Raw genomic sequence first — 16,708 nt, 5'->3', positions numbered from 1 at the left:
GGTGAAGGTCGCATGGTCAAGCGACTCAAGCACATCGCCGAGCACGTCGAATCCCTGTCGCCGGAATTCGAGGCGCTCACCGACGCGGAACTGCGCGCTAAGACGGACGAGTTCCGCAATCGCTACGCGGATGGGGAAACCCTCGACGACCTGCTCCCGGAGGCGTTCGCAGTGGCGCGTGAAGCGTCCTGGCGGGTTCTCGGTCAGAAGCACTACACGGTGCAGATCATGGGCGGCGCTGCGCTGCACTTCGGCAACATCGCCGAGATGAAGACCGGTGAGGGCAAGACCCTCACCTGTGTGCTGCCGGCCTACCTCAACGCGCTGTCCGGCGACGGTGTGCACGTCGTGACCGTGAACGACTACCTCGCCAAGCGCGACTCCGAGTGGATGGGCCGCGTGCACCGTTCCCTCGGCCTGAGCACCGACGTGATCCTGTCCGGGCTCACCCCGGCGCAGCGCCGCGCAGCCTACGCCGCGGACATCACGTACGGGACGAACAACGAGTTCGGCTTCGACTACCTGCGCGACAACATGACGCACTCGCTCGACGACCTGGTGCAGCGCGGCCACAACTTCGCGGTCGTCGACGAGGTCGACTCCATCCTCATCGACGAGGCCCGCACACCGCTGATCATCTCCGGTCCCGCGGATGCGTCGAGCAAGTGGTACTCCGAGTTCGCGCGAATCGTGAACATGCTCGAGCCGGAAACCCATTACGAGATCGACATCCGCAAGCGGACCGTCGGCGTCCACGAGGCGGGCGTCGAGTTCGTCGAAGACCAGCTGGGCATCGACAACCTGTACGAGGCGGCGAACTCCCCGCTGGTGAGCTACCTGAACAACGCCATCAAGGCCAAGGAGCTCTACAACAAGGACAAGGACTACATCGTTCGTGACGGCGAGGTCGTCATTGTCGACGAGTTCACCGGCCGTGTGCTGACCGGTCGCCGCTACAACGAGGGCATGCACCAGGCGATCGAGGCCAAGGAGAAGGTCGAGATCAAGGCCGAGAACCAGACCCTCGCGACGATCACCTTGCAGAACTACTTCCGGCTCTACGACAAGCTCTCCGGCATGACGGGCACCGCCGAGACGGAAGCTGCCGAGCTGCATCAGATCTACGGCCTCGGCGTCATCCCGATCCCGACGAACCGCTCGATGATCCGCGTCGACCAGGGCGACCTGATCTACAAGACGGAGGAAGCGAAGTTCGCGGCCGTCGTCGACGATGTGGTCGAGCGGCACCAGAAGGGCCAGCCGGTCCTCATCGGTACCACCAGTGTCGAGCGTTCCGAGTACCTGTCGCGGCAGTTCACCAAGCGCGGCATCGTCCACAGCGTGCTCAATGCGAAGTTCCACGAGCAGGAAGCGCAGATCATCGCCGAGGCCGGACGATCCGGTGCGGTGACCGTCGCGACGAACATGGCCGGTCGCGGTACCGACATCGTGCTCGGCGGCAACCCGGACATTCTCGCCGACATCGCGCTGCGTCGCCGCGGCCTGGACCCGGTGCACACGCCCGAGGATTACGAGGCCGCGTGGGACGACACCCTCGAGAAGATCAAGACCGAGGTCAAGGCGGATGCCGAGAAAGTCAAGGCAGCCGGCGGCCTGTACGTGCTCGGGACCGAACGGCACGAGTCCCGGCGCATCGACAATCAGCTCCGCGGACGGTCCGGACGTCAGGGCGATCCCGGCGAGTCCCGGTTCTACCTGTCCCTCGGCGACGAGCTGATGCGGCGGTTCAACGGTGCCGCACTCGAATCGATCATGACGCGGCTGAACTTGCCCGACGATGTGCCGATCGAGGCGAAGATGGTTTCCAAGGCCATCAAGAGCGCCCAGACGCAGGTCGAGCAGCAGAACTTCGAGATCCGCAAGAACGTCCTCAAGTACGACGAGGTGATGAACCAGCAGCGCACCGTCATCTACGACGAGCGCCGCCGGATCCTGCGCGGCGAGGACCTCGAGGGCCAGGTCGAGTCGATGATCCACGACGTGGTCACCGCGTACGCCGACGGCGCCACTTCCGAGGGATACGTCGAGGACTGGGATCTCGAGCAGTTGTGGACCGCCCTCCGGACGCTCTACCCGGTCGGGGTCGACCACAAGGCGCTCGTCGACGCGAACGAGGATCTCGATCGGGACGAGTTGCGTCAGATCCTCCTGGACGATGCGCAGCAGGCGTACACCCGGCGTGAGGCCGAGATCGAGCAGATCGCGGGCGAGGGTGCGATGCGCGAACTCGAGCGTCGCGTCCTGCTGTCGGTGCTCGACCGCAAGTGGCGCGAGCACCTCTACGAGATGGACTACCTCAAGGAAGGCATCGGGCTGCGCGCGATGGCGCAGCGCGACCCGCTGGTCGAGTACCAGCGCGAGGGCTTCGACATGTTCACCGGCATGCTCGACGGACTCAAGGAGGAGTCGGTCGGGTTCCTGTTCAACCTGCAGGTGGAAGCGGCCCAGCCGCAGGCATCGGCGGCGGGTGGGGTCAGCGTGACCGCGGCCTCCGCTGCCGCGGTCGCGCAGAACGCGCCGTCACTGGCCAAGCCTGCACCTGCACCTGCACCGGCGCCGGCCCCGGCTGCGCTGCGGGCGAAGGGACTCGACGACGCCGGCCGGCAGCAGCGCCTCACCTACTCGGGTCCCGCCGAGGACGGCAGCGCTCAGGTCAGCCGCAGCAGCGGTGCCGCCGCGCCCGCCGCGACCGGCAGCCGCAAGGAGCGGCGCGCCGCGGCGCGCAAGGACGCGAAGGGTGGCTCGCGCCGCCGCTGAGGCCCGGCCGCCCGGGGGCGCCGGATCACCCCAGCCACAGCGAGGTGATGAGCCACCCGTGCGGGGCACGGCGCGTCGGCGCGGTCCGGCCGACGCGACCGGCCACCGCGAGGACACGATGGCCACGCGTGTAGGAACCGAACAGTTCGGCGGTGTCGGCATCGACGGCGCGTAACCGGGTACGCAGCAGGATCGCGCTGCCTGCATCCGGGTGCGCAGACCGCGTCGGCGCCAGCGCATCGTGCAGGACGGGATCGAGTACCGCCTCCAGTTGCGTGTCCGGTCGACGTCGGTCGAGGACTTCGAGCACCACCCGCACCGCGCGCTCGGCGAAGGCGGCCGCCGCCGGATCGACGGTCGGCGCGAGAGGGGTGGCGACCGGAGCGGTCCGCGTCGGACGGGGCGACCTCCCGTCGTGCGCGGTCGCACGTCGTGTCGCGTACCGGCGCGGCCGATCGCAGTTGTGCCGGACGGGTGGTTCGTACAGAGGAATCCGCAGGACGTGGCGGATACCGGGGTTATCGGGCATGCGTCTCCCTGGTGACGTTCGAGGCGGGGCGCCCGTGACAGAAGTGCATCGGTCGCGACCCGCGACAGCATGGTCGACCCCGGGAGAGGACGGAGCCGCCGTCATCGTGCCACACCCGCGGCGCGAGTGCCTGCCGAAACGCTTCCTGTCGCCGAGGGTGGCGCCCGACTCTAGGGTGAGTGTGTGCGGGGATTGGTACTGGATTTCGGTGGTGTGCTCTCGGGTCCCGGAACGGACGCGCATGCACTCGTGGAGGTGGTCGCCGCGCTTCGCGAGCGGGGTGTGCGAACGGCGATCCTGAGCAACGATCCGGGGGGTCCCGGTGCGGACCGGCTCCGAGAGCTCGGCGGTGGGCGCTTGGTCGACGAGGTGGTGCTCTCCGGCGACGTGGGATTGGCCAAACCCGACCCGCGGAGCTACCGGCTCGTGGCGCAGCGGCTGGGACTGGAACCCGCGCAGTGTGTCTTCGTCGACGACCTCGTCTCGAACGTGCGCGCCGCGGCCGCCGTGGGCATGGTCGGGGTCCACCACGAGCGTCCGGATGTCGTTGTGGCAGAACTGGCCGTACTCTTCGAGCTGAGCGCCGACGACGAGGTGCCCGCGACCCCCGTTCCCGCGACCTCCGCGGCCGTGGACGGGGTCACGGACAGGGGTGAGGGGGACACTCGCAGATGACGACCCGCATGACCGCGCAGGATGCGTCGTTCTACTTTCTGGAGACGACGAACACACCGATGCACATCGGGTCGCTCGCGATCCTGGCCGAGCCGGAGGGCGGCCTCGATTTGGAGACGCTCCTGCAGTTGGTGGAGCGCCGCATCTCGGAGGTGCCGCGCTACCGCCAGAAGGTGCGGGAGGTCGCCTTCGGTCTGGCGCGTCCGGTGTGGGTGGACGACCGCGACTTCGATATCGCGTACCACGTGCGACGCTCGGCGTTGCCGCGTCCGGGTTCGGACGATCAGTTGCATGATCTACTGGCGCGGCTGATCTCGCGTCCCCTGGACCGGACCCGCCCGTTGTGGGAGATGTATCTCGTCGAGGGTCTCGCCGGGAACCGGTGTGCGCTGTTCACGAAGTCGCATTCGGCGCTCGTCGACGGGGAGGATGCGTTGGACATCGGGCAGGTGCTGTTCGATTCCGAAGTCGAACCACGGCAGGTGCCCGAAGAGCTGTGGATGCCGGAACAGGAGCCGTCGGACACCGCGCTGCTGATCGGCGCGCTCGCCGATCTGGTCGCCCGTCCGGGGGAGGGTGTCGCGTTGATGCGTGCTGCGGTGGGCAACCTCGCCGCCACCGCGACCGAGGCCGTCGACGTGGTCGGGCGCCTGGCGCGGACCGCCGCGCAATCGGCGCCGGAGAGCCCGCTCAACGAGTCGATTTCGCGCAGCCGTCGGTTCGCGGTGGTCCGGTCCGATCTGGAGCTGTACCGCAAGATCCATTCCAGGTACGGCTGCACCATCAACGACGTCGTGCTCGCGGTGATCGCCGGTGCGCTGCGCTACTGGTTGCTCTCCCGCGGGGAACCGGTGACCGAGGCGTCGGTGGTGCGCGCGATGGTGCCGATCTCGGTGTACACGCAGGACCCGGCGGACGCGGAGGACGCGGACGGCGCCGAGACGATCCAGGTGCATCCGCAAGGTGAGGTGTCGACCTTCCTCGTCGACCTGCCTGTGGGGGAACCGAATGCCGTGGTGCGGTTGTCGCACATAGCGCATGCGGGCGAGGCCTACGCGCGGCAGCGGCGCCGGATCGCGGCCCAGGCCATGATCCGGTTGTCGGGCTTCGCGCCGGCGACGATGCACGCCGTGGGGGTGCGGGTGGCGAGCGGCTTCTCGCAGCGCGTGTTCAATCTGATGATCACCAACGCACCGGGCCCGCAGCATCCGCTCTACCTGGCCGGGGTCCCTGTCCTGGAGACGTACCCGATCTCGCCGCTGCTGAAGAATCAGGCGTTGAGCATCGCGTTGACGTCCTACGACGGGTCCGTCTACTACGGTTTGAACGCGGACCGCGATGCGATGCCCGATGTGGGGGTGCTGACGTCGCTGCTGCAGGAAGCACTCGAGGAGTTGTTGGATGCCAGTAGGTAGGGAAAAGACGCGGGTCTATGTGCCGGCGACGATCGACATGCTGCAGCGACTCGTCGCCGACGGTGAGGTCGAGGCGATGAGCCGCACCGCGTTCGCGGTGACGGCCGCCTTGCGCGAGGCCTACACGTCCGGCGACGACGAGGAACTCGCCGAGGTCGCCATGGCCGAGGCCGCGCGGGCGTCGCTGCGGTTGCTGGCCGCGCGCGCGGACGACGAGTCGGCCGCGGATCTGCCGGTGCGTCGAGTGGTGGTGGCGGCGGATGTCGAGGAGGCCACCCCGCGTCCGGATCTCGACGATGCCGTCGTTCGGCTCTCGGCGCCCGTCGCGCTGAAGTCGGTGGCCTCGGTACACGTGGATCTCGAGGGGGCGGAGGCCGACGTGGCGCGGGCCGTGGAAGTGGTCGACGCAGCGGACATGGGCGACGAGGAGGCCGAGTTCGTGCTCGGCGACGCGGAGGACCATCAGCTGGCGTGGTACGCGACGCAGGAGCTGCCGTTCCTGCTGGAACTGTTGTAAGACGGGCCGAGCGGGTTCTCGACTACTTGTCCGTAACCTACGGTGCCGTAGCTTCTGGTAACCTACGGAACCGTAGCCGCACTGGGTGAGGAGAAGTGGTCGATGGGTTTGAAGGAGTGGATCGAGCGTCCCGCAGCGAACGTTGCGGCGTCCGAGCGGTCCGTGTCGAATCTCGTTCGCGGCGCGGTTGCGCGGTTCACCACGCCGCTGTTGCCCGACGACTACCTGCACTTGGTGAACCCGCTGTGGTCGGCGCGTGAACTGCGCGGCCGCATCGTCGAGGTTCGCCCCGAGACGGCGGATTCGGCGACCCTCGTCATCAGGCCCGGCTGGGGTTTCGACTTCGGGTACGCCTCCGGCCAGTACATCGGCATCGGTCTGCACATCGACGGTCGGTGGCATTGGCGGTCCTACTCGCTGACGTCGTCGGCCACCTGGAACGACAAGCTCATCTCGATCGCGGTCAAGGCGATGCCGGAAGGCTTCCTGTCGAGCCACCTCGTCACCGGTGTGCCCGCCGGCACGATCGTGCGGCTCGCGGCCCCGAAGGGTGACTTCGTGCTGCCGGACCCGCCGCCGGAGCGGATCCTGATGCTCACCGCAGGCAGCGGTATCACCCCGATCATGTCGATGCTGCGCACGCTCGATCGGCGCGCGGTGGACCGAGACGTCGATCTGCCCGACGTCGTGCACGTGCACTCGGCGCCGACCGCGGACGACGTGATGTTCCGTGCCGAGCTCGAGCGGTTCGACGCCACGCACGACCGGTTCCACTCGCACGTCCAGCTCACCCGTTCGCAGGGGCAATTCCCGCTGGACCGGCTCGACGAGGTCTGCCCCGACTGGCGTGAACGCCAGACCTGGGCATGCGGACCGCAGCAGATGCTCGACGAGATCGAGGCGTTCTGGAAGAAGGCCGGAATCGAGGATCGCCTGCACCTGGAGCGGTTCGCGGTCACCCGGGCCGACACTTCGGGTTCCGGCGGTACCGTGACCTTCGCGAAGTCGGGCAAGACCGTCACCGTCGACGGCGCGACGACGCTGCTCGAGGCCGGCGAGAGCGTCGGCGCGCTGATGCCGTTCGGCTGCCGGATGGGCATCTGTCAGACTTGTGTGGTCCCGCTCGAGAAGGGGCACATCGTCGATCTGCGGTCCGGCAAGGAACACGCCGAGGGAGAGCGTGTCCAGACCTGTATTTCCGCGGCTGCCGGTGATTGCACTCTCGACGCCTGACTCTCCACCGCCCGTTCCATAGCAAGGACCCTGAGTGGCCATCACCGACATCCGCGCGTTCGCGCATCTCAGCGATTCGGACATCGAAGCGCTGGGCCGTGAGTTCGATGCGATCCGACGCGACGTGGAGGAATCGCGCGGGGTTCGAGACGCCCGCTACATCCGCAACACGATCCGCCTGCAGCGGCTGCTCGAACTGGGTGGGCGGGTGGCGCTGCTCGGGTCCCGTAGACGGCCGATGTGGGCGCTGGGCACCGCGATGCTCTCGCTGTCGAAGATCATCGAGAACATGGAGCTCGGGCACAATGTCATGCACGGGCAGTGGGACTGGATGAACGACCCGGAGATCCACTCCACGTCGTGGGAGTGGGACCAGACCGGGCCGTCGGCGCACTGGAAGCGCGCCCACAACTACGTGCACCACACCTACACGAACATCGTCGGCATGGACGAGGACGTGGGATTCGGCATCCTGCGGATGACGCGCGACGAGGTGTGGCGCCCGATCAACCTCCTGCAGCCGGTCGCGAACGTGATCCTCGCCGCGACCTTCGAGTGGGGCATCGCCCTGCACGACCTGGCGGCGCAGAAGGAGGCCGATCAGGTTTCGCCCGCGCAGTGGAACTCGCAGGCCAACAAGGATTTTGCGCGCAAGGCGACGCGTCAGGTCGTCAAGGACGTGGTGTTGTTCCCGGCCTTGACCGGCCCGGCCTGGCGCACCACGCTGTACGCGAATCTCACCGCGAACCTGATCCGGAACGTGTGGGCGTACGCGGTGATCTTCTGCGGGCATTTCCCGGACGGCGCGGAGAAGTTCACCGTCGACCAGTTCGAGAACGAGACGCACGCGCAGTGGTATCTGCGGCAGCTGCTCGGCAGCGCGAACATCTCCGGCGGCCCGGTCATGGGTTTCATGACCGGGAACCTGAGCTACCAGATCGAGCATCACCTGTTCCCCGATCTGCCGAGCAACCGGTATCCGGAGATCGCCGCTCGGGTGCGGGCGCTGTGTGCCAAGTACGACCTGCCGTACACGACGGGTTCGCTCGGCAGGCAGTATCTGCTCGCGCTGCGCACGATCCACAAGCTCGCGGTGCCGGACCGATTCCTGTGGGCCACCTCGGACGATGCGCCGGAGACCTCCTCCGAGCGCAAGTTCTCGCCGGCGGGCGTCCTCGGGGCGACGGCGCCCTCGGTCGATCCGGTGACCGGTCGGCGCCGGGGTCTGCTCACGGCCCTACGCGCCCACGCGGAGGCGAAATTCGTTGCGCGCCGCAAGAAATGATCTTGATTTGTGATTCGCCCCACAGTACGGATTCCGCTAACCTACGGAGCCGTAACCTACGGTAGGGTAGCCGCATGGCCATTTCGGACATCAAGGAGTACGCGCACCTGACGGAGGCCGACGTCGAGGCCATCGGCCACGAACTCGACGCCATCCGTCGCGACATCGAGGATGCGCGCGGCGAGCGGGACGCCCGCTACGTCCGCAACACGATCCGCCTGCAGCGTGGACTCGAAATCGGTGGGCGCGCAGTGCTCTTCGGTTCGCGCAAGCGCTCGCTGTGGCTGCTGGGCACCGGCATGCTCTCGCTGTCGAAGATCATCGAGAACATGGAGCTCGGGCACAACGTCATGCACGGGCAGTGGGACTGGATGAACGACCCCGAGGTGCACTCGGCGAACTGGGAATGGGACAACGCCGATCCGTCGGCGCACTGGAAACAGACCCACAACTACCTGCACCACAAGTACACGAACATCCTCGGCATGGACGACGACGTGGGATACGGGCTGCTGCGCGTGACCCGCGACCAGCGCTGGAAGCCGTTCTACCTCGGCAACATCGCCTACAACGCGATCCTTGCGTCGCTGTTCCAGTACGGAATCGCGATCCAGCTGCTCGAGCTCGGCAAGGTCATCCAGGGCCGCGACGATCGCGAGCGCACCAAGGAACTCGGCAGCGAGGTCCTCGCCAAGATCGGCAAGCAGACGCTCAAGGACTACGTCGTGCACCCGGCACTGACCGGCAAGGCGTGGAAGTCGACGCTGACCGCGAACGCCACCGCGAACTTCGTGCGCAACCTCTGGACCAACGCCGTCATCTTCTGCGGGCACTTCCCGGACGGTGCCGAGAAGTTCACGAAGGCCGACGTCGAGAACGAGACGCACGCCGAATGGTATCTGCGGCAGATGCTCGGTTCCGCCAACATCTCCGGCGGCCGCGTCATGGACTTCATGACCGGCAACCTCAGCTACCAGATCGAGCACCACATCTTCCCGGATCTGCCGTCGAACCGCTACCACGAGATCTCGCTCAGGGTGAAGGCGCTGTGCGAGAAGTACGACCTGCCGTACACCACGGGTCCGTTCGCGGTGCAGTACTGGAAGTCGTGGCGCACCATCGCGAAGCTGTCGCTGCCCGACAAGTACCTCACCGACACCCGTGACGCCGCTCCCGAGACCGCCTCCGAGCGCGGCTTCGGCGGCGAGGCCGCGGTCGATCCGCTCACCGGCCGCCGCGTCGGTCTGGCCACCGCGATCGAGAAGAGCCGCAAGCGCGGATTCGTCCGCCGCGTCCTCGGCATGCGCTGAACGAGCGAGGATCGTGCCGAGCGGCCCCGACTCCCTAGGGAGTCGGGGCCGCTCTTGTTCACCAGGCTTCGTGCTCTGTGAGCGCTGCGAGCAGTCCCCGGACCGCATGCGCGCGGCGCTGTGACTTTCCGTCCAGGCCGTCGAGCGCGCACTCGGGGTCGGCCGGTGGACCGAGATGGGTGCATCCACGCGGACAGTCCTCGACGGCCGCGGACAGGTCGGAGAACGCGGCGACCACGTCCTCCGCGGAGATATGTGCGAGCCCGAACGAGCGGATGCCGGGAGTGTCGACGACCCAGCCGCCGCCGGGCAACGGCAGAGCAACCGACTGGGTCGAGGTGTGCCGGCCCTTCCCGACGCCGGAGACCTCGCCGGTCGCGCGGTCCGCGTCCGGTACCAGCCGGTTGACCAGCGTCGACTTGCCGACGCCGGAATGTCCGATCAACGCCGTCACCGAATCGGTGATGAGTTCGGTGAGTTCGGTGAGATCGTCGTCTCGGCCGACCAGCATCACCGGCAGATCCAGATCGGTGAACTGCGCCGTGAACTCGTCGGGGTCGGCGAGATCGGACTTTGTCAGGCACAGCACCGGCGACAGGCCGCCGGCGTATGCCGCGACTAGGGCGCGTTCGACCAGACCCGTTCGCGGCGGCGGATCGGCGAGAGCGACGACGATGAGCAGCAGCTGCGCGTTCGCGACAACGATCCGCTCGAACGGGTCCGTGTCGTCGGCGGTGCGCCGCAGCACCGTTTCGCGGTCGTGGACCCGCACGATCCGCGCGAGCGTGTCCGGACGGCCCGACAGGTCGCCGACGACCCCGACGCGATCACCGACCACGATCGGGGTGCGTCCGAGTTCGCGGGCGCGCATCGCGACGATCGGACGGTGCGGGTCGGCGCCGAGCACCACACCCCAGCGACCGCGGTCCACCGAGACGACCATGCCGTCGACGGCGTCGAGGTGGGCGGGGCGGTCCTTGGTGCGCGGCCGCGAGCCCTTGCCCGGGCGGACCCGGACATCGGACTCGTCGTACTGGCGCCGCCGGCTCAGGAGCGCGTTCCTGTCAGCATCGCCGCCCACAGCGACTCGAAACCGGGCAGCGTCTTGGCGGTCGTGCCGATGTCGTGGACGTCGACGTCGTCGATGACGAGACCGATGATCGCCCCGGCGGTGGCCATGCGGTGATCGGCGTAGGACTGCCACTGTCCGCCGTGCAGGCCGGCCGGTTCGATGCGCAGCCCGTCGTCGGTTTCGATCGCCGAACCGCCGAGCCGGGTGATCTCGGTCACCAGCGCCGCGAGCCGATCGGTTTCGTGGCCGCGCAGGTGCGCGATGCCGCGAAGCTGCGACGGGGTGGTCGCGAGCGCGGCGAGGGCCGCGACGGTCGGGGCGAGCTCGCCGACGTCGCGCAGATCGATGTCGATGCCGGTGAGCCGCTCGGGGCCGCGCACCGTCAGGGTGCCCTCCGACCAGGTGACGGTCGCGCCCATCCGCTCGAGAATGCCGCGGATCGCGTCGCCGGCCTGCGTCGTCGACTTCGGCCACATCGGCACCGACACCGTGCCGCCGGTGACGGCTGCGGCGGCGAGGAACGGGGTCGCGTTCGACAGGTCCGGTTCGACGTCGACGTCGATCGCCCGGATCGTCCCCGGCGCCACGCGCCACGTGTTCGCGTCGGCGGTGTCGACCTCGACGCCGGCGGCACGCAGCATCTCGACGGTCATCTCGATGTGCGGCATCGAGGGTACCGGCTTGCCGTCGTGGTGGATGGTGACGCCCTCGTCGTAGCGGGCAGCCGACAGCAGCAGGCCGCTGACGAATTGCGACGATCCGGACGCGTCGATGGTGACGGTGCCGCCGCGCAGCCCGCCGGCGCCGTGCACCGTGAACGGCAGGCCCTCGCCGTCGACGTCGGCACCGAGGGAACGCAGGGCATCCAGGACGGTGCCCATCGGCCGGGTCTTGGCCTGCTCGTCGCCGTCGAAGAACACGTCCCCGTCGGCGAGCGACGCGAGCGGCGGCACGAACCGCATGACGGTGCCGGCGAGCCCGCACGCGACCTCGCCGCCGCGCAGGTCGCCGGGGACGACGTCGAGAGTCGTGCCCCCGTCGCGTTCGGTGATCGTCGTGCCCAGTGCGCGCAGGGCGCCGATCATCAGGTCCGTGTCACGGCTGCGCAGCGCCCCGGCGATCGTCGAGGGGCCGTCGGCGACGGCGGCGAGGATCAGCGCGCGGTTGGTGATCGACTTGGATCCGGGCACCGTCACGGTCGCGTCGACGGGGGAATCGGCTCGGGGGGCTCTCCACAGGCTCACCGGACCATCTTCTCCCATCGCCGGACCCCGGTGTGCACCCGGCGCGGCCGACGCGGGGAATCCGGCCGTCGGAGCCGGCTGCCACACTCGACGTATGTGCGGCAGGTATGCGACGACTGCGGACCCGGCGACTCTCGCGGCGGAACTCGACGCGCTCGACGAGACGGGCGGGGGAGCGGATGGCAACGCCGGTGCTGCCAACTTCAATGTCGCCCCGACGACGCAGGTGTTCGCTGTCGTCGCCCGGCACGACCGGGAGAATCCGGACGATCCGGTGACGCGGCGGATCCGGCGCATGCGGTGGGGTCTGGTACCGCCGTTCGCGAAGGAGGTCGGCAAGAGCTCGCCGCTGTTCAACGCCCGCTCGGAGTCGGTGGCGACGAAGCCGTCGTTCGCGCAGTCACTGCGTTACCAGCGCTGCCTGGTGCCGATGGACGGCTGGTACGAGTGGCAGGTCGAACCGACACCGGACGGCAAGATCGCGAAGGTGCCGTACTACATGTCCCCGGAGGACGGGTCGCGGATCTGCATGGCCGGATTGTGGGCGGTGTGGCGCGACCCGAAGAACCCGGATGCGGCGCCGCTGGTCAGTACCACGATCCTCACGGCGGATTCGGTCGCGCAGCTGCGCAACGTCCACGAGCGGATGCCGCTGATCCTCCCGCCGGAGCGGTGGGACGCCTGGCTCGATCCGGACAGCCTCGGCCACCCCGACCTGATCCGCCCGAGCCTCGATGCGGTCTCGTCGATCGCCGTCCGCCGGGTGTCCCCGAAGGTCAACAGCGTTCGCAACAACGGCCCCGAACTGCTCGTCCCCGACGACGGCAGCGGCGAACAGATGGCGCTGCTGTAGCCGCCGTACCGGGAATCGGTGCTGTCACGACTGCCGTAGCAGATCCGGGTACTTCTCGCGGCGGTCGGCGGGAATGATCGAATTCAGCACGAACCGGATCTGCCGGGTGGTGTATTCGTCGAGCGTGTACAGCGGGCCGAAATGCCAGTGTTTCAATGCCCACCCGTGGGCGAGGAGCATGAAGTCGAAGACGATGAGGTCGACGTCGACCGGGCTGAACTCCCCGGAGGCGATGCCGGTCTCGAGCGTGGCGCGCAGCGGCGCCGAGGTCGCGACCTCCAGTTCCTTGATGCGTTCGCGCCCGGTCTTGTCGAGCGTGCGGCTCTCCCGGTAGGTGAGGACCACCGCGTCGAGGTTGTCGTCGACGACCTCGAGGTAGCGCCGCATGCCCGCGGCCAGCCGCTCCACCGGATCCTCGCCGGCGGCGTCCATCGCCGGTTCCAGCTGGTCGCGGAACGCGTCGAGGATCGCGGTGACGGTCGCGAGCAGGACGTCTTCCTTACCGCCGAAGTACTTGTAGATCAGGCCGACGCTGACGCCCGCCTCGTCGGCGAGGGCCTGCATCGACATCTGGTGGAATCCGGTCTGCTCCATCAGGCGCACCGCGGCCTCGAGCACCTGCTTGCGCCGCGAGTGGGTGCGCACGGCGCGCACGGCCTCGTCGACGGTCAGCGCGTCGTGTCGGGTGGTCATGGTGGTGCTCCTCGTCGCCGATGGGTGGATTCACAGTACCGATCGCCGGATGTGCCCGGTCATCGCGCGGCAGTCAGGAACCGCTCGAGCAGGCGGGCCCGTCTCGCCGGTCGCGTTCGCGGCGGGACGGTCGAGGGTGATGATGCCGTCGTGGTCTTCTCGTCCGACGCCGACGCTCATGGCTCCTCCAGGTTTGGGTAGTGGAGCATGTTGTGCCGGAACGAAATTCGCTCCGGTGCCTCAGATGCCCAGGTCCTTGGCGACGATCGTCTTCATGATCTCGGTGGTGCCGCCGTAGATCGTCTGGATGCGGGCGTCGACGAACGCGCGGGACACCGCGTATTCGCGCATGTAGCCGTAGCCGCCGTGCAACTGCAGGCAGCGGTCCGCCACGCGCACCTGCAGTTCGGTCGTCCACCATTTGAGCCGCGCGGCGCGGGCCGCCGACAGCTCGCCGGCGACGTGCTCGGCGATGCAGTCGTCGAGGAAGGTGCGGGCCAGATCCAGTTCGGTCGCCAGTTCCGCGAGCACGAACTGGGTGTTCTGGAAACCCGACACCGGCTTGCCGAACGCCGTCCGCTCCTTGACGTAGTCGAGGGTCTGCGCGAACACGCCCTCCGCGGCGGCGACCGCGCCGATCGACAGCGACAACCGCTCCTGCGGCAGGTTGTGCACGAGCTGGTAGAAACCGCGACCCTCGTCGCCGAGCCGGTTCGCGACCGGCACCCGCATCCCGGTGAAGGTCAGCTCGCTGGTGTCCTGGGCGTGCAGGCCGATCTTCTCGAGATTGCGTCCGCGGGAGAATCCGGGGGTGCCGGCCTCGACGACCAGCAGGGTAAGCCCCTTGTGCGGGTCGTCGGAGGTGCGGGTCGCAACGACGAACAGATCCCCGTTCTGCCCGTTGGAGATGAATGTCTTGGCACCGTCGACCACGTAGTGGTCGCCGTCGCGGACGGCGGTGGTGCGGATGCCGGTGAGGTCGCTGCCGGTGCCGGGCTCGGTCATCGCAATGCCCAGCACCGTCTCACCGGTCACGACACCGGGCAGCCAGCGGGCCTTCTGTTCGTCGTCGGTCATGTCCGTGAGGTACGGCAGGACCACGTCGTTCTGCAGGGAGAACGCGATCCCCGCGGCGGCGTTGCCGGCGCGGTTGACCTCCTCGATCAGGATCGCGTTGTAGCGGAAGTCGTCGACGCCGGGACCGCCGAACTTCTCGTCGACGGAGAACCCGAGCAGGCCGAGCTTGCCTGCTTCGGTGAACAGGGACCGGTCCAGGCACGAGGCCCGCTCCCAGTCCTCGTGCACGGGCGTGATCGTGTTCCGGACGAAGCCGCGTGCCACCTCACGGAACTGCCGGTGTTCGGAGTCGTATTCCAGTCGTGTGTTCATGGTTGTCCGTCCTGTGCCTGTCACGGCGGTGCTCACTGGGAGATTCTCGAAACGGTCGGGGCGGTGAACCGGCCGGCCGCGAACTCGGCGGCGGCGGCGTCGGTGGCCCTGTAGTGAAGCTTCTTGCCCGTCGCGCTGACCGGCAACGACTCGACGAAACGGTAGGCCCGGGGCCGTTTGAACGAGGACAGCATCGGATGGGAACGGCAGTGCGTGTCGAGGTCGTCGACCGTCGGCGTGGAACCCTCGGGGACGATATAGGCGACGACGATGCGTCCCCAGGTGTCGTGCGGAACGCCGACCACGAGGGAATCCTGCACCTGTGGATGGGCATTGAGCGCCTCTTCGACCTGCACCGGGTGCACGTTCTCGCCGCCGCAGACGAGCATGTCGTCCTTGCGCCCGACGATGGTGACGAATTCGTCGGCGTCCCAGGTCGCGAGGTCGCCGATGTGCAGCCAGCCCTGCTGGAACTTCGCCTTCTCCTGATCGGGGGAGTCGAAGTACGCATTGGCGCACTTGGGTGAGCGGATGATGACTTCGCCCACGTCCGAGCCGTCCTTGGCGACCACGTCGTCCGGATGGGCGAGCCGGTCCTCGTACACGTGGACCACGCGGACGTCGTCGTCGGTGCAGGCGCGGCCGGCGCTGCCCGCCCGATCCGGCAGATCCCCCGGCCGCAGGAAGGTGTTCCAGAAGCCCTCGGTGCTGCCGTAGCCGTTGAAGATCCGCGGATTGAGCACCTGCTGGTAGTGCAGCGCCGCTTCCCGTTCGAGCGGGGCACCCATGGTCACGATGCCGCGCAGGCTGGACAGGTCGCGCGGGCGTGCCTCCTGCGCGGCGGCGAGCATCGCGAGGTTGGTGGGGGCACCGATGAGGAACGTCAGCCGACGCTCGGCGACGAGGTCGAGTACCCGGTCCGCGTCGAACGTTCGCAGTGGCACGACCTCACCGCCGACGTAGAACGTCGGGTTCGGGCCGCCGGAGTACAGGCCGCCGCGGTGGAACCACGGCGTCATGTTCAAGGTCCGGTCCTCGGGGCTCAGCGGGAAGTGCATGATCACGTCGTGCGCGCTGAAGACCTCGATCATGCTGTTGAGCGGCACGCCTTTCGGCATGCCGGTGGTGCCGGAGGTGTAGAGGCGGGTGGTCTCGTCCCACACTGTGCGGTGCAGCGGCGGCAGGGTGATGCGATCGGCGGCCAGATGTCGATACCGGATCACCGTGGCGCCGGCGACGTCGACCGGTTCACCGTCGCCGACGGCCACGATCACCGCCGGGGTGTGCAGCGCGAGCCGCAACGCCTCACGGACCGTGTCGGTGAGTTCGGTGTCGTAGACGAAGACCGTCGGCGCGCTCTTGTCCAGGACGAACGCCGTCTCACCGGCGGCGAGGCGAAAGTTGACCGGGGAGCCGACCGCGCCAACGGCCTGAGTGGCGAGATAGAGCTCGGCGAATTCGACACCGTTGAACAACTGGTAGGCGACGACGTCCCCGGCGCGTACCCCGGCATCCGCGAGGCCGGTGGCGATGCGGTCGACCCGTTCCCCGAGCTGGGCGTAGGTCCACTGCCGTCCGCTGTCCGGATCGCTCACGGCAACCCGGTTCCCGAAACGTCCGATGTTGCGCCGGAAGCCGTTGAGATACGTGAAATCGTTCTCGAAGTACTCGCGGTAAGCCCGGGCGTTGTACGACGCGGTCATGTGTCCGTCCTT

Annotated in this window: 15 protein-coding genes; 8 read left to right on the top strand and 7 right to left on the bottom strand. The window is 68.1% G+C overall.

What is annotated here, in order from left to right; all coding sequences use genetic code 11:
- Nucleotides 1-12: 12 nt before the first annotated feature.
- Complete coding sequence (gene secA / locus RZ1_RS10585; protein WP_244899324.1) at nucleotides 13-2,778, top strand: preprotein translocase subunit SecA; 2,766 nt, start codon at nucleotides 13-15, stop codon at nucleotides 2,776-2,778.
- 25 nt (nucleotides 2,779-2,803) lie between these two features.
- Here the strand turns inward: secA and RZ1_RS10580 are convergent, their stop codons facing one another.
- The gene (locus RZ1_RS10580) at nucleotides 2,804-3,307 is read right to left on the bottom strand and encodes an Rv3235 family protein (protein WP_072811588.1); all 504 of its coding nucleotides are present in this window, start codon (nucleotides 3,305-3,307) and stop codon (nucleotides 2,804-2,806) included.
- 183 nt (nucleotides 3,308-3,490) lie between these two features.
- Between RZ1_RS10580 and RZ1_RS10575 the strand changes: the two genes are divergently transcribed.
- From RZ1_RS10575 to RZ1_RS10550, 6 genes are all read left to right on the top strand, one after another.
- Nucleotides 3,491-3,982, top strand: coding sequence for an HAD-IA family hydrolase (locus tag RZ1_RS10575; protein ID WP_083583625.1), 492 nt, complete (start codon nucleotides 3,491-3,493; stop codon nucleotides 3,980-3,982).
- On the top strand, nucleotides 3,979-5,397 hold the full coding sequence (locus RZ1_RS10570) for a WS/DGAT/MGAT family O-acyltransferase (RefSeq protein WP_072811586.1): 1,419 nt from the start codon (nucleotides 3,979-3,981) through the stop codon (nucleotides 5,395-5,397). Before RZ1_RS10575 ends, RZ1_RS10570 begins: the two co-directional genes overlap by 4 nt.
- Nucleotides 5,384-5,914, top strand: a complete 531-nt coding sequence (locus tag RZ1_RS10565; protein WP_072811584.1) for a DUF6912 family protein — start codon at nucleotides 5,384-5,386, stop codon at nucleotides 5,912-5,914. Before RZ1_RS10570 ends, RZ1_RS10565 begins: the two co-directional genes overlap by 14 nt.
- A gap of 102 nt (nucleotides 5,915-6,016) precedes the next feature.
- Nucleotides 6,017-7,147 (top strand): ferredoxin reductase, encoded by a 1,131-nt coding sequence (locus tag RZ1_RS10560; RefSeq protein WP_072811582.1) that lies wholly within the window; start codon nucleotides 6,017-6,019, stop codon nucleotides 7,145-7,147.
- 34 nt (nucleotides 7,148-7,181) lie between these two features.
- Nucleotides 7,182-8,432 carry a fatty acid desaturase family protein gene (locus tag RZ1_RS10555; protein WP_072811580.1) on the top strand — a complete coding sequence of 417 codons (1,251 nt, stop codon included), beginning with the start codon at nucleotides 7,182-7,184 and terminating at the stop codon, nucleotides 8,430-8,432.
- 74 nt (nucleotides 8,433-8,506) lie between these two features.
- Complete coding sequence (locus tag RZ1_RS10550; RefSeq protein ID WP_072811578.1) at nucleotides 8,507-9,742, top strand: fatty acid desaturase family protein; 1,236 nt, start codon at nucleotides 8,507-8,509, stop codon at nucleotides 9,740-9,742.
- 58 nt (nucleotides 9,743-9,800) lie between these two features.
- Here the strand turns inward: RZ1_RS10550 and rsgA are convergent, their stop codons facing one another.
- The gene (gene rsgA, locus RZ1_RS10545) at nucleotides 9,801-10,823 is read right to left on the bottom strand and encodes a ribosome small subunit-dependent GTPase A (protein ID WP_072811577.1); all 1,023 of its coding nucleotides are present in this window, start codon (nucleotides 10,821-10,823) and stop codon (nucleotides 9,801-9,803) included.
- Nucleotides 10,790-12,076 (bottom strand): 3-phosphoshikimate 1-carboxyvinyltransferase, encoded by a 1,287-nt coding sequence (gene aroA, locus RZ1_RS10540; protein WP_083583635.1) that lies wholly within the window; start codon nucleotides 12,074-12,076, stop codon nucleotides 10,790-10,792. Before aroA ends, rsgA begins: the two co-directional genes overlap by 34 nt.
- Nucleotides 12,077-12,152: 76 nt before the next feature.
- Between aroA and RZ1_RS10535 the strand changes: the two genes are divergently transcribed.
- Nucleotides 12,153-12,911, top strand: a complete 759-nt coding sequence (locus RZ1_RS10535) for an SOS response-associated peptidase (RefSeq protein ID WP_072811575.1) — start codon at nucleotides 12,153-12,155, stop codon at nucleotides 12,909-12,911.
- Between the two features lie 24 nt (nucleotides 12,912-12,935).
- Here RZ1_RS10535 and RZ1_RS10530 read toward each other — a convergent pair whose 3' ends face one another.
- Genes RZ1_RS10530 through RZ1_RS10520 form a run of 4 tightly spaced genes read right to left on the bottom strand, consistent with a single transcriptional unit; the run spans nucleotide 12,936 to nucleotide 16,696 of the window.
- Nucleotides 12,936-13,604 (bottom strand): TetR/AcrR family transcriptional regulator, encoded by a 669-nt coding sequence (locus RZ1_RS10530; protein WP_072811573.1) that lies wholly within the window; start codon nucleotides 13,602-13,604, stop codon nucleotides 12,936-12,938.
- Between the two features lie 30 nt (nucleotides 13,605-13,634).
- Nucleotides 13,635-13,784: a hypothetical protein gene (locus RZ1_RS30470; protein ID WP_169917896.1), complete on the bottom strand. Its 150-nt coding sequence runs from the start codon at nucleotides 13,782-13,784 to the stop codon at nucleotides 13,635-13,637.
- A 60-nt stretch (nucleotides 13,785-13,844) separates the two neighbouring features.
- Nucleotides 13,845-14,993 carry an acyl-CoA dehydrogenase family protein gene (locus RZ1_RS10525; protein WP_072811729.1) on the bottom strand — a complete coding sequence of 383 codons (1,149 nt, stop codon included), beginning with the start codon at nucleotides 14,991-14,993 and terminating at the stop codon, nucleotides 13,845-13,847.
- 32 nt (nucleotides 14,994-15,025) lie between these two features.
- On the bottom strand, nucleotides 15,026-16,696 hold the full coding sequence (locus RZ1_RS10520) for a class I adenylate-forming enzyme family protein (protein ID WP_072811571.1): 1,671 nt from the start codon (nucleotides 16,694-16,696) through the stop codon (nucleotides 15,026-15,028).
- Nucleotides 16,697-16,708 lie beyond the last annotated feature (12 nt).

This window comes from Rhodococcus zopfii NBRC 100606 = JCM 9919 (assembly GCF_001895025.1).
Classification (GTDB): domain Bacteria; phylum Actinomycetota; class Actinomycetes; order Mycobacteriales; family Mycobacteriaceae; genus Rhodococcus; species Rhodococcus zopfii.
The sequence above is the reverse complement of the archived record's forward strand: the minus strand, read 5'-3'. Positions and strand labels throughout refer to the sequence as shown.